The sequence below is a fragment of the Paenibacillus sp. 01T424 genome, from assembly GCF_056398745.1.
In genome coordinates this window covers 92,090-105,116 of record NZ_JBFTPZ010000017.1, presented here as the reverse complement: position 1 = coordinate 105,116, position 13,027 = coordinate 92,090, and the positions used below count along the sequence as shown (strand labels likewise).

The window sequence follows — 13,027 nt, the reverse complement described above, 5'->3', positions numbered from 1 at the left end:
TTGACGGGGAAGATAATCGAGTGAATGAAATACAGAGCGGAAGTGAGAGCATTATGGGCAGAAAATTTCGGTTACATCTTCAGTCTGCTACGAATTGGCTGGGACATCGATCGATGCAAAGCCGCCTTGTGGCGGCTTATATCGTCATATTATTAATCCCTAGCATCGGCGTATCGAACTATCTCTTTAATCAGATTAGGGATAGTTATATTAACGATACCTTTAAGCAAAGCCAATACTTGCTTGAAATGGAGAAAGTGAATGTTCTAAATCAGATTGAAGCTATGGAACGGGCTGCCCAGCTCACGCTATCGAAATCTGAAATTTTGGATTATATTTCAAAGGATGAAGAGCTTCCTGTTGAAGAGCTCCTCGACTTATATCGCGGCGCCCTTACCGACATGATCAACATTCAAATCAATAATCCAAATATTGTCCATCTTCGATTGTTTGCAAACAATGATCATATGTCCGAAGTTTGGCCGATTATTTTCCATGAACGCCGGATTCAAAAAGAGCCGTGGTACGCCAAGCTGGATCAATTGGATGGCAAGGAGATGTGGATATTCAAAGAGCAGGATCTCGACATTTTGCATCGTTACGTGACGGATGTTAACGAGCAAATGCCGAAGGTTTCACTCCTGCGCGTCGTGAATTCCGGAAGCAAGCGTATTGGGATTATCCAAGTCGAAATGCTGCTGAAGCAGTTCTCGCCTAAAGCGTTTGCCAATATTAAGGATGACGGGTCACAGATGATGCTTGCTGATGGCAACGGAACTATTTTTATGGATGACAATCAACCGTTTGTCGGCAGTGATCCAGAGCTTCATCAAGCCATTTTGCAAGAGTTCCGTGAAATGAATGAGCAAGGGGTTAAGGAAAAGCGATTTTCTGTAAATAAGCATCCTTATTTGCTGGTCTCCACGCCTGTGGAACAAGTCAGTGCGCATATTCTTAATGTGGTGTCGTTAAAAAATGTTGATGAACGCGTATCCAGAGCCGAGAGACAAATCATCGCTGCTAATATTATTTTGATCGGTCTATTGTCCTTCATAACGTATTTAATGAACTCCTTTATTCTCAAAAATCTGAGTCGTCTCACAGAGGCAATGAAGAAAGTAAGAAGAGGAGAAATGCCAACGGGGCTTCCTTTGGGCGGAGGCGGAGAAATAGGCGAGCTAGCGCATCATTTTAACAAATTAATTCATACAATTAATGAGCTAATTGCCCAGGGAGTTAAGAAGCAGGCGCTAACGAAAGAGGCGGAGCTGCGCACCCTGCACAGTCAGATCGACTCGCATTTTTTGTACAATACGCTCGAGAATATTAAGATGCTCGCAGAGATGGAAAACCAGCGGACGATATCCGATTCGCTTACCTCGCTTGGCGGGATGATGCGTTATAATTTCAAGTGGTCTGGCGAGTATGTAAGCTTACAGGATGAGCTTCGCCATATTCAGAATTATATTGCCGTCATGAATATTCGGTTCGACGAACCGATTCAGCTGGAACTAAATATTCCACCCAAGCTGCTGGAGATTGAAGTGCTGAAGATGTCCCTGCAGCCAATCGTAGAAAATGCAGTAAAACATGCATGGACAGGTGTGGAAGAGAGCACGAGCAAAATATTAATTGATGTTATTGAGGATGAGGAAGCAGGCATTATCATCAGGCTGAGAGATAACGGTATGGGTATTAAAGCGGCCCGCTTGGAGCGGTTAAATGAAATGATTCACACCGATAATAGTAACGGGATTTCTTCAGAGAAAGAAACTGGAAACGGAAAACAAGCGTTTGGAATCGGCCTGCGCAATGTTCATCAGCGTATTCGGCTTTATTATGGCAAGTCATATGGATTACAGGTATATAGCAGAGAAGGGCAATTCACAGAAGTAGTCATTACCCTTCCTAAGGTACTGTTGATGGGAGGAAGTTCCGGATATGAGAACAATGCTGATCGTAGATGACGAGAAAAATATCCGATTAGGGCTCAAGACGATGATAGAGAGAGAATTTCCCGAATTGTATCACATTCGAATGGCGATTCATGGAGAAGATGCGTTAACACAATATCGCAATGAACGAGCAGATATCGTAATTACAGATATTCGCATGCCGGTGATGGATGGAATTGAACTCATTAAACAGCTAACTCAGGTGTCGGAGCCGGAGCAGAAACCGATCTTCATTATTTTAAGCGGCTATGACGATTTCTCCTATGCAAAGGCTGCGATAGAATACCAGGTTAAAGATTATTTGCTTAAGCCGATTCGGCGGGACGAGCTGTTTGAATCACTCACAAAGAGCGAGCACACGCTGCAAGCACAAGCTGAATTAGCTGAGCGGGTAGCGGTAAGCGATACGTACCGTGAACAGCTGCAGATAAACAGGCTGAAGGAATGGTTCAGGCAGGATGACCCTGCTTACGATTTTGCAAATGATCTGGAAGCTAAAATCGGATTTGAGCAGTTTACTAGACCATTTACTGTTGCCGTCCTGAATTATAAATCGGAGAGCGGCGACTCCATGAACAAAGAAGAGTTCAAGCTGCTAGTGGAGAAAATGATGCAGCCGATTAAAGGCGTACTGGAGGTCTCGTTTCTAGATAGTGAAGGCAAGCTCGTACTGATCGGCAGCCCAGCATTGCAATTCGAAGAATTGTTTAGGCAGGCTGGCGGGAAGGAGCTGGACGGACTGCGGATGGGGATAAGCGCCGAGGGGAATGAAATCGAAGATCTGTTTCATTGTTATAAGCAAGCTTCTGAGGCGCTGCAATATTCATTCATTTATTCGAATTGCCGTCTGCTGCATCATGAAGACATTCGAGCTAAGCGGCAGTATTATCCGGTGCCAGAAGAAGAAATTCGCAAGCTTGGCAACATGCTCGGAACCGATCGGGAACGGGAGGTTCAGGAGCTGCTGAAGCAAATTTTCCATACCGAGGATATACCAAATGTAGATATTGGCTACTTAAAGCTGGTAGGCAAAATGATCAATGAGCAGGTTCTGGACGAAGTATTTCGTATTTACGGTGAAGAGTCGATCGAGGTATTGAAGCTGTATCGTAAAGTGGGCAGTATGGATAATTTCCGCAGCTTTCACGACTATTATCGGAGCTTGGAGCTGCTGCTCTCAAGCGTGAACGACTATGTCAGAGGCATACGCTCAGCGTATAGCGAGCATTCAGAGATTAAAGCAGCGGTTAATTATATGGAGGATAACTATTATCGTCCGCTTAATATGGCTGTCGTGAGCAATTATGTTGGCCTTAATTACTCCTATTTCAGTGAAGCGTTCAAGGTTCATACGGGCGAGAATTTTGTATTGTTTCTAAAAAAAATTCGTATTCGCAAAAGCAAAGAACTGCTGCTCGAAGGCAATCAGAAGATGCAGGAAATCGGCAGCGCCGTTGGCTTTGAGAACAGCAAGCAGTTTTCTCGTGTGTTTAAGGAGCTTGAGGGAATATCGCCGCAGGAATATCGAATCAAGGTGAGATCAGATGCTGATCAGAGCAAAGAATCGGTAGAACATAAGGTTTAGAGGGGAGGAGCTGCAGGCTCCTCTTTTTTAATTTTCCTTTGTTAACCTCCGATTACGCTAACTTTCACTTTTCCATTGGCTTTCCATATCTCACTAAAACATGCCAGAGTAATTTTAATTCTTGCAGAACTTCTTTGTAGGTTCCTCTATCGCTCCAATGACTTGGATTTCGTTTCAAGTCCATAGCTGCTGCGCCAATCATATTAACATCAATAAAATTACTTTGCGCAATTCTTTTGGCTAGTGAAGGCATCGAAGGACCTCTGAAATTGATAGGAACCTCATCAACTAAAAGGGTAAAGCCCCTATGCCAGTAAAGATCAATTGCATACTTTAAACATAGCTGTTCTAAGACTTGTCCTGTATGGGTGCCCTTAAATGATGGATCGGCAACAAGCGTCTTTACGTCTTCTTTAAGAGAAATGTCACCATGAACCTGAGCTTCGATATAGTGGTCAAGATTTCGATTTGGCTCTTTGTTTGATGGATTTTGGAATGGTTTCTCAAGATTGACGAGCATATGGTCGATTAACTTTCGAACCGTCAGATTGCTTTCACCAATGGCAAAATTATTATAGAACGCATCCCTCATGAGAGCAGCCAAAATAAGGTCAAATTCCTTATACGTCCCCTTTTCCTTAGGGTCTTGGTGAGAATCCAAATAAGTATAAGTGCAACGATGAGAGACCTCAGCGGATAAAAGAAAATAACATGATCCAAACCGTGGAGCAGGTCCATCGGGATGTAACATGACATTGAGTGCCCCATACTTCGGCCGTTCGCTATTGGTTGAGCCATTGATTTGGTACGCTCCGCCAAACATTTTATTTTCCCAAACGTCTCGTTCACCACCTGGAAATGCTGATACACTTCCATTCGATAGGAAAGTCTCGAACTGGCTTTTATAGATCCCCTGCTCAAGTAGTGCTTCAGCAACGCTTTTCATGTTCGGATCTAATCGATCGGGATGAAAGTGCAGCGCAATACTTGCATGAGATTTTAGTTTAGAGACAGCATCTTCAAATGTCTTCAGCTCGATGCTGGACATTTGAAGGATCTCCCTCATTGTTTGCTCCGACTCATTTTTGCGGCTTCTTGCGTAATTTGTTATATACTCTTGAGCTAGTTGCTGAGACCTCGATAATTCCATAGGCAGAAGAGTCCCTTCCCTTTTTTATAGAATCATAATACAGGATGGACAGTAAGGGAAATGCAGATAGCGTTATTAAAAATACTTTATTTTTTTCTGACAATAGAAAGTTATCATGTATAATGATTTACATATGTTGTAAGTATTCAACGTCACCATGTTTAATGATTCTAATAGGAAGACTACATGGCAGAGGTGGGGTAGTAATGGTGTGAGTCACTCCGAGGCAGGTTTGAAGCAAATGACGGAATCTGATCATGAAGTCGCTGTAAAAGCAGCAATTGTTGCTTTTGGCGTGATTCAGTTTTTCAAAAAAGAATGAACTAGACATTACATTGGGGGAATCGTTGTGAGCAATGTGAAAACGCAAAGCTATGAGAACCATGGGCAATATGCACCTTTGTATCATTTTATACTGGCGCCCATTGCGCTTATCTTATTTATCGCGTCGATTGTTCATATATTTAAAGAGCAATTCAGCTTCTCTTCGCTATTAATTTTTGGTCTTTCTGTATGTGTAGTTCTATTAGGGGCGGTTGTCCGTCAGTTCGCAACGAAGCTGCAGGATCGCAGCATTGTTCACGAGGAGAATTTTCGGCATTTCAGGCTTACAGGCAAACCATTGGATACAAGACTTAGCGTGCAGCAAATCATTGCTCTGCGTTTTGCGGAGGATGATGCTTTTCCTGCATTATGCGTGAAGGCTGTTGAAGCGGGAATGAATTCCGGGACGATCAAGAAATCGATTACGAAGTGGAGAGCGGATTATAACCGCGTTTAAAAGCAGGATGATAAAAAGGAAAGAGCAAGGATGGGTTGCAGCCGTCCTTGCTCTTTTTCTGTTTATATCTTTGGATATATACCGTTCTCATGCGTCATGCCAATACGCTTTTTTCTACTCATTAGCATTTCAATAAACAGTAGATTTGGTACCCAGCAAATCCAAGCAATAACGAAGAACGATTCATTCGTATCCGTTATTTTCCATATACCGGCTGCGAGTGCAGTATACAAGCGGAGTGTAATTGCAGCGCAGGTAAGAGCATAGTTTCTTGCCATCCAGCGTCCATGCTCAGCCTTATTCCGGTGGACGATAATGCTTTTTAACGCGCGATAAAGGGAATACAGCCATAAAATAGATAAGGTGCCGAAGCCAACCTTTGCGATCAGCCCGCCGTTTGCGTAAAAAGCGAGATACAGGCCAGTGATGCCGCCAATTCCAATCATTGCAGCATAAATATAGCCGATCGTGCGGTGTGYTTTTGGCGAGCGATGCCGAAACCGCTTGATGAATTGAAACCAGCCGATTGCAATCGCTATTCCAGCAGAAACGGCATGGCCCCATAAAACGCTGTACCATAGGTCAGGCATGCTTCCTTTTTCTGTGACAAAGCCCTGCTCCTTAATGCCGTCAAGTGATCCGTACAAAAGCAAGGCGTAGGCCCCAACCGCTAACGCCAAAAAAGCCAATATTCCAAGTGACCACGAACGACCGGCACTTCCTCGTACACGCATCAGTTTACCTCCGAATTTCATCGTTATTTACTGTTAATGAAAATGTATCATTTAAGCTTATTCCGCCTCAAGCGGCTGGCGACGGAGCTACGACTACGTCTTAAGTCTAATAGGTCGATCCGCAGATAAAGACCCAATTGCCTCAATTCCGACGGAGATCATGTTAACTTATAAATAGATTTTTAGATTTTTATCTTAAATTTTAATTTGGCGGTATTTGAGTTATTATAGTGTTTGTCTGATTTTATGAAGTTAAAGTATATTAAGATTCTCCATCAACAAAAACTGTGTGTTGCGTGTGGTGGTTATGTACCTATAAGGGTGAATTAGACAAGAGGAGGAATATAGCAATGACTATCTTAAATTTAACGGACAACACCTACGATAAGTTGGTTTCTGAACAGGATGCCGTCTTGGTGGAATTTTGGGCGGAATGGTGTACGCTCTGTAAACAAATGAAGCCGATTCTAGAGGAAATCGACCTAGCTTATGCAGGAAAAGTAACGGTGGCCATGGTGGATGCAGCGACGGAAACGAAAGTGACAGAGCAAATGGGAGTCATGAGTTTACCAGCTTTGTTTATTTACAAAAAGGGTGAGCTAGTCGGGAAAGTAACAGGATTTGTACCGAAAGAAACGTTAACGGGCGCTATCAATCAACTCATCCCATAGTGGATTTAAATCAAATCAAGTTACTGCTGATCTAAAGTCAGCAGTTTTTTTATGGAAATAGTTGTTGACAATATAGGGTAGGGGGGTATACTATACGAATGTAAATCAAATCAAGGAGGAATACGATATGTCAGGAAATTCAAATGCTATGGCTAATGTGAATCCGCTAAGATGGAAGGCATTGTTCTTGCTATGCTTGGCTCAGTTCATCGTTATCATGGATACATCTATCATCGGGGTTGCTCTTCCAGCTGTTAAAGAAGCACTTGGTTACTCGCAAAACAACCTGCAATGGGTATTTAATGCGTATGTCATTTTCTTTGGGGGATTATTGCTGCTAGGAGGCCGACTTTCCGATCTATTCGGTCAACGCAAGATGTTTATGCTTGGGTTTATAATCTTGTCACTTGCTTCGCTGTTAGCCGGATTAGCTTGGTCCCAGGAGTCGATGAATATTGGCCGCGCCATTCAGGGATTTGGATCTGCGCTAATCGCTCCAGCTGCATTGACCATCATCATGCAACTTTTTGTCGCTAACCCTAAGGAGTTAAACAAAGCTTTCGGCTTCTGGGGAGCATCCGCAGCAGCAGGCGGAACCGCCGGGGTTTTCCTTGGAGGAGTCATCACGGAATGGCTCAGTTGGAATTGGACATTCCTGATCAACATCCCCGTTGGCTTGTTCGCTATTTTGTACAGTCTGTATGTCCTTCCAAAAGGAACAAAAAGCAAGGGCAGCATCGATATCTTAGGATCACTGACGGTCACAGCTGCGTTGGTGCTGGCGGTATATGCGATCGTCACTTCGGAGCATAACGGATGGGGGGCGCAAACATTTGGTCTATTGGCCATTGCTGCTGTACTGTTCATTCTGTTTCTGATCGTGCAAGCGAAGAAAAAAGACCCGCTCGTACCTCTACGGATATTTAGAGCTCCAAATCTACTTGCGAGCAATATCATTTTGGCAACTCTTTCAGGTGCTTGGATTCCGCTTTGGTTTTTCTTAAATCTGTATCTTCAACAGGTTTTGAACTATTCGGCATTCATGGGCGGGGTTGCTCTGGTGCCGATGACGATCCTCATCATGATCTTGATGGTCGCAGTCATGGGAAGGCTTGTCGGCAAGTTCGGCATCAAAGGAAATCTCGTCATTGGCATGCTTATATTAGCAGGATCACTGTTGCTGTTCGCTGGGAATACGCCAGAGGATGGAAACTTCGTTACCAACGTACTATGGGCTTCTCTACTCGGGGCACTTGGCATGTCAATGGCTTATATCCCGGCAACGATTTCCTCCTTGTCAGGGGCAAGACCGGAAGAATCCGGTTTGGCGTCGGGCTTATCCAATATGAGCTATCAGATTGGTTCAGCCATTGGATTAGCTGTCATGGTTGCTGTATCTTCTTCCTGGACAAAAGGGGAGCTGGATAAAGGGATCGATCAAATTGCAGCATTAAATACGGGTTTTCACTCCGCATTCGTTGGAGCAGCTATCATAGCTATCGTGGGTGCGCTTATCGCGTTGATTTTTATTCGTAAAGGGAAAACGCCAGAGAATTGAAAATGAGATAGCATAATAATCAGTCGTGTTATTCACGGCTGATTTGCTGCTTTATCAGAACTTTGCATCGGATAGGGTTAGGGGGTATAATAGGGCTTAAGGGGAGGGGATAAGCCATGGAAAATGAATTAACGGTTGCATCCGCTGGACATGAAAATCATCACCACCATCAACATAGCCATCACTCCGAGAAGACCAAGATAAACCTGACCAGTCGCCTGAACCGAATTGAAGGGCAAATTCGAGGGATCAAAGGGTTAATCGAAAAAGATACGTACTGCGATGACGTGCTCAATCAGATCGCGTCGGTTCAATCGGCTCTAAACGGCGTCGGAAAATTACTTCTCGAGAACCATATGAAAAGCTGTGTCGTTGAAAAAATTCAATCGGGTGAACATGGAGTCATTGATGAGTTGTTGACGACAATAAATAAACTAATGAAATGATAATCGGAGCAAATGTGCTTGTGTACATTTGCTTTTAAATTTTATTCATCAACTTCGCTTGACAAATATAGGGTACGGGGGTATTCTATACTTATCGTTACCATTAATTACAAAGGTTGTGTTGGAGCTTGACTCTTCGTATATTAGCCTTAGCATCTCCACTCTCATAAGGTGCGGAAGAAGTGGGTTTGCCATTCGAACTTTGGCTGGATGAAGCGTTCACCGGCTTGGAACTGTCGATTCTAATAAAATCGGATATGCAGGCTGCACCCTTGGAGCAAGTGACCCGTTTGCGAAAGGAAAGTGTGACTAAGCTTGTCGGTTGAATCAACTTCAAGGAAGTCATCAATAATTTATTATTTTGTCGTTAATATACTATAGGGGAGTATTGTATATTAACAAAACAAGTGAGACGGAGGAATTAATAATGAAAAACGTTATGTTAAATGTAGAAGGAATGACTTGTGGCAGTTGTGTTCGTAGGATTGAAGGTGCAGTCGAAACTCTCGGTGCCAAAGCGACTGTTGATCGAGCCGCAGGCCTGGTTGAATTGGTGTATGACGACAGTGAAGTCTCATTGGATGCMATTGTCGAAACGATTGAGAAACAGGGTTACGATGTCGTGAAATAAAAAAGTCACATAGTTAAGATGGTAATACGACAGAAGAATAGGTGATGATCATGAGCAGTTCTAATCAAGCAGTATCTAATCAACAAGCCACACTACAGATCACTGGCATGACTTGCGCAGCATGTGCGAGCCGTATAGAGAAAGGCCTGAATAAGCTGGAAGGCGTTGCACAAGCAAACGTGAACTTCGCCATGGAGCAAGCATCCGTCAACTTTGACCCTACTCAAGTGAACATGTCCCAATTGGAGCAGAAAATTCAAGCCCTGGGATACGGTACGGTGAAGGAGTCCATTGACTTCGATATTGTAGGCATGACCTGCGCAGCATGCGCCACGCGCATCGAGAAGGGCCTTAACAAAATGAGCGGCGTAAAAGCGACGGTAAACTTAGCTTTGGAGACGGCGCATGTGGAATTTATTCCATCCATGACAAGTGCTGCAGATATGATCAAGAAAGTTGAACAGATCGGCTATAAAGCTAAACCAAAGAGCGAGCAGACGAATGAAAGCGATCATAAGAAAAAAGAAGTCCGCAGCCTGCAGATCCGGTTGATTGTATCAGCTATTCTCTCTTTGCCGCTTCTCTGGGCAATGGTTGGGCATTTCTCCTTTACGTCATGGATATGGGTGCCTGAGATTTTCATGAATCCATGGTTCCAATTGATATTGGCTACCCCGGTACAATTCATTATTGGCAGCCGTTTCTATGTCGGAGCCTATAAGGCGCTGCGCAATGGCAGTGCGAATATGGATGTATTGGTAGCGCTCGGCACATCTGCCGCCTACTTCTATAGTGTTTACTTAACCATCGAATCAATAAATGCATCCGCACATCATCAGGTTGAGATGTATTATGAGACGAGTGCCGTGCTGATTACGTTAATCTTGCTGGGTAAATTATTTGAAACGCTGGCGAAAGGCCGATCTTCCGAAGCGATTAAAGCATTGATGGGTTTACAAGCCAAGTCGGCTATCGTCATACGGGATGGTCAGGAAGTTAGTATTCCAATAGAAGAGGTAGTAACTGGAGATGTATTCCTAGTTAAACCCGGCGAGAAAGTGCCAGTCGATGGTGTAGTGCTTGAAGGGTTATCGGCAGTTGATGAATCGATGTTAACCGGTGAAAGTATCCCGGTAGATAAGCAGACAGGAGATCAAGTCATTGGAGCAACGCTGAACAAAAATGGCGTGCTTAAAGTTAGAGCGACTAAAGTCGGAAAAGAAACGGCGCTTTCCCAAATCATCAAAGTCGTAGAGGAAGCGCAAGGCTCGAAAGCGCCGATTCAAAGGGTGGCTGACGTGATCTCTGGAATATTCGTCCCGATCGTTGTAGGGATCGCGATCGTCACTTTCTTGATCTGGTACTTCGCTGTTGATGCAGGCAATTTCGCAGAGGCGTTGGAGAAGGCAATTGCCGTTCTGGTTATAGCATGCCCGTGTGCGCTAGGTCTTGCTACGCCAACATCGATCATGGCTGGTTCGGGTCGATCCGCTGAACTCGGTATTTTGTTCAAAGGCGGCGAGCATTTAGAATCCACGCATCGCATTAACACCATTATATTGGATAAAACGGGAACGGTAACGAAAGGCAAGCCGGAATTGACGGATGTACGGATTGAGCAAGGCTATAATCGGGAACAGCTCTTGTCCTGGATTGCTGCAGCGGAGAAGAATTCGGAGCATCCGCTTGCGGAAGCGATCGTGGCTGGCATTCAAGAGCAAGGTATTTCTCTCCCATCGACCGAATCCTTTCAAGCGATACCTGGGTTTGGCATTGAAGCTACAGTTCAAGGGAACGAATTGCTAATAGGAACCCGAAAGTTATTGGCGAAAGCTAACGTGAACGCGGAGTCCGCTTTTGAGGAAATGAGCCGACTGGAGTCGGTTGGAAAAACAGCGATGCTGGTTGCGGTTAACGGGAAGTACGCTGGTATGGTAGCCGTAGCGGACACGATTAAAGAAACTTCGAAGCAGGCAGTTGCCAGATTAAAGCAGCTCGGTTTGGAAGTCGTGATGATGACAGGCGACAATGAACGTACGGCGAAAGCCATTGCGAGCCAAGTTGGAATCGACCATGTGCTGGCGGAAGTGCTGCCCGATGGCAAAGCCAACGAGGTCAAGCGATTGCAAGAAAGCGGTAAGAAGGTCGCAATGGTTGGAGATGGAATTAACGATGCGCCGGCATTGGCAATTGCGGATATCGGGATGGCTATCGGAACGGGAACCGATGTGGCCATGGAGGCTGCGGATGTTACTTTAATGCGCGGTGACTTGAACAGTATTCCGGACGCGATCTCGATGAGTAAGAAAACGATGGTAAACATTAAGCAAAACTTGTTCTGGGCGCTTGCTTATAATGTCATCGGCATCCCGATTGCAGCGCTTGGATTCCTTGCACCATGGCTCGCCGGAGCAGCTATGGCTTTAAGCTCCGTCTCCGTTGTACTGAATGCGCTGCGTCTACAAAGGGCAAAAGTTTAAAGTTATTCAGATCATGGAGGCTAAAATGAAACGAATTTATTTGATCGGATTGCTAGCTGTACTCGTTCTTGTTGCTGCTTGCGGAAAACAAAATAAACAAGAAACAGATAATCATGGTGCTCATGGCGGGAATTCTCAAGTGGCATCACCCGCTGCATCCAGTGCCGGAGAGCACGGAGCTCACGGAGAAGAACATTCTGGTGAGACGAAGAAGCTTGAGACGAATGCTGAATGGAAATGGTCTGAAGAAACGCCGAAATCTGGAGAGAACACCGTAATAACCGTACAAATTCAAGATACGGACGGAAAGGCCATCGAGGCATTTGATATTAATCACGAGAAGAAGCTTCATCTCATCGCAGTCAGCAAAGATTTATCTTACTTTGACCACATCCATCCGGAGTACAAAGGGAATGGGCAATTCGAAATCACGACATCGTTCCCTTCCGGTGGAGATTACAAGTTATTCGCCGACTATATTCCTACCGGCGGATCAGCCACAACGAAGTCCGAATGGATCAAGGTAGAAGGGCTAGCCGCTGAACAAGTTCCGATTAAACCATCGGATGAACATTTCGTGATTGTGGACGGGGTAGAAATCACACTCGAAAACAATCATCCGGAAGCCGGCAAAGAAATGGAGTTGAACTTCAAACTTTCGGATGCGAAGTCCAAAGATCCGATAACGGATTTAGAGCCTTACCTAGGCGCAGTTGGGCACGTTGTGATTCTAAGCGAAGATACAGAGCAGTATTTGCATGTACACCCGATGGAGGAAAAAGCGAAAGGCCCGGAGGCGAAATTCATGACGATTTTCCCGAGTGCTGGTGTATATAAGATTTGGGGGCAATTTCAACGAAACGGTAAAACGTTTATCAGCCCTTTTGTAGTTGAAGTGAAATAAACGAATCTTAAGTCCGCGTAAAATCGCGGGCTTTTTTTTAGTTATTGGACAATGTTCCTGTCATCTGACACAAATAGGCTATGGTATAGTAAGGAAATAGATTGAAAATATAAAATGACTTTACATAGATAG

General features: G+C 44.4%; 12 protein-coding genes. 10 read left to right on the top strand and 2 right to left on the bottom strand.

The genetic code is table 11. The features are described 5' to 3' along the window. Positions 1–20 precede the first annotated feature (20 nt). Positions 21–1,967, top strand: coding sequence for a sensor histidine kinase (locus AC1DPK_RS15170; protein ID WP_477510842.1), 1,947 nt, complete (start codon positions 21–23; stop codon positions 1,965–1,967). Next, positions 1,942–3,540, top strand: coding sequence for a response regulator transcription factor (locus tag AC1DPK_RS15165; protein ID WP_477510841.1), 1,599 nt, complete (start codon positions 1,942–1,944; stop codon positions 3,538–3,540). The genes AC1DPK_RS15170 and AC1DPK_RS15165 overlap by 26 nt, the downstream gene beginning before the upstream one ends. Before the next feature lie 64 nt (positions 3,541–3,604). Here AC1DPK_RS15165 and AC1DPK_RS15160 read toward each other — a convergent pair whose 3' ends face one another. Further along, positions 3,605–4,690, bottom strand: coding sequence for a DUF3626 domain-containing protein (locus AC1DPK_RS15160; protein WP_477510840.1), 1,086 nt, complete (start codon positions 4,688–4,690; stop codon positions 3,605–3,607). A gap of 349 nt (positions 4,691–5,039) precedes the next feature. On the opposite strand from AC1DPK_RS15160, the gene AC1DPK_RS15155 reads away from it, so the two are divergent. Further along, positions 5,040–5,471, top strand: a complete 432-nt coding sequence (locus AC1DPK_RS15155; RefSeq protein ID WP_441878700.1) for a DUF6526 family protein — start codon at positions 5,040–5,042, stop codon at positions 5,469–5,471. A gap of 62 nt (positions 5,472–5,533) precedes the next feature. On the opposite strand, the gene AC1DPK_RS15150 is transcribed toward AC1DPK_RS15155, so the two are convergent. Then, positions 5,534–6,205, bottom strand: a complete 672-nt coding sequence (locus AC1DPK_RS15150) for a DUF2306 domain-containing protein (protein WP_477510839.1) — start codon at positions 6,203–6,205, stop codon at positions 5,534–5,536. 350 nt (positions 6,206–6,555) lie between these two features. Here AC1DPK_RS15150 and AC1DPK_RS15145 point away from each other — a divergent pair, with 350 nt between their 5' ends. The 7 genes from AC1DPK_RS15145 (at position 6,556) to AC1DPK_RS15115 (ending at position 12,895) form a co-directional block, all read left to right on the top strand. After that, positions 6,556–6,876 carry a thioredoxin family protein gene (locus AC1DPK_RS15145; protein ID WP_441878696.1) on the top strand — a complete coding sequence of 107 codons (321 nt, stop codon included), beginning with the start codon at positions 6,556–6,558 and terminating at the stop codon, positions 6,874–6,876. A 127-nt stretch (positions 6,877–7,003) separates the two neighbouring features. Then, positions 7,004–8,434, top strand: a complete 1,431-nt coding sequence (locus tag AC1DPK_RS15140; protein ID WP_441878694.1) for an MFS transporter — start codon at positions 7,004–7,006, stop codon at positions 8,432–8,434. Between the two features lie 116 nt (positions 8,435–8,550). Further along, positions 8,551–8,880, top strand: a complete 330-nt coding sequence (locus AC1DPK_RS15135) for a metal-sensitive transcriptional regulator (protein WP_076268759.1) — start codon at positions 8,551–8,553, stop codon at positions 8,878–8,880. Positions 8,881–9,062: 182 nt separating this feature from the next. Continuing rightward, positions 9,063–9,206, top strand: a complete 144-nt coding sequence (locus AC1DPK_RS15130; RefSeq protein ID WP_477510838.1) for a hypothetical protein — start codon at positions 9,063–9,065, stop codon at positions 9,204–9,206. A gap of 101 nt (positions 9,207–9,307) precedes the next feature. Continuing rightward, positions 9,308–9,511, top strand: coding sequence for a cation transporter (locus AC1DPK_RS15125; protein ID WP_441878690.1), 204 nt, complete (start codon positions 9,308–9,310; stop codon positions 9,509–9,511). A 50-nt stretch (positions 9,512–9,561) separates the two neighbouring features. Next, the gene (locus AC1DPK_RS15120; protein ID WP_477510837.1) at positions 9,562–11,991 is read left to right on the top strand and encodes a heavy metal translocating P-type ATPase; all 2,430 of its coding nucleotides are present in this window, start codon (positions 9,562–9,564) and stop codon (positions 11,989–11,991) included. 25 nt (positions 11,992–12,016) lie between these two features. Continuing rightward, on the top strand, positions 12,017–12,895 hold the full coding sequence (locus tag AC1DPK_RS15115) for a hypothetical protein (protein ID WP_477510836.1): 879 nt from the start codon (positions 12,017–12,019) through the stop codon (positions 12,893–12,895). The last annotated feature ends 132 nt before the right edge of the window (positions 12,896–13,027 follow it).

Coding starts and splice junctions, on each gene's coding strand:
- AC1DPK_RS15165 (WP_477510841.1), top strand. CDS start 1,942: ATGAGAACAATGCTGATCGTAGATGACGAGAAAAATATCCGATTAGGG.
- AC1DPK_RS15160 (WP_477510840.1), bottom strand. CDS start 4,690: ATGGAATTATCGAGGTCTCAGCAACTAGCTCAAGAGTATATAACAAAT.
- AC1DPK_RS15145 (WP_441878696.1), top strand. CDS start 6,556: ATGACTATCTTAAATTTAACGGACAACACCTACGATAAGTTGGTTTCT.
- AC1DPK_RS15140 (WP_441878694.1), top strand. CDS start 7,004: ATGTCAGGAAATTCAAATGCTATGGCTAATGTGAATCCGCTAAGATGG.
- AC1DPK_RS15135 (WP_076268759.1), top strand. CDS start 8,551: ATGGAAAATGAATTAACGGTTGCATCCGCTGGACATGAAAATCATCAC.
- AC1DPK_RS15120 (WP_477510837.1), top strand. CDS start 9,562: ATGAGCAGTTCTAATCAAGCAGTATCTAATCAACAAGCCACACTACAG.
- AC1DPK_RS15115 (WP_477510836.1), top strand. CDS start 12,017: ATGAAACGAATTTATTTGATCGGATTGCTAGCTGTACTCGTTCTTGTT.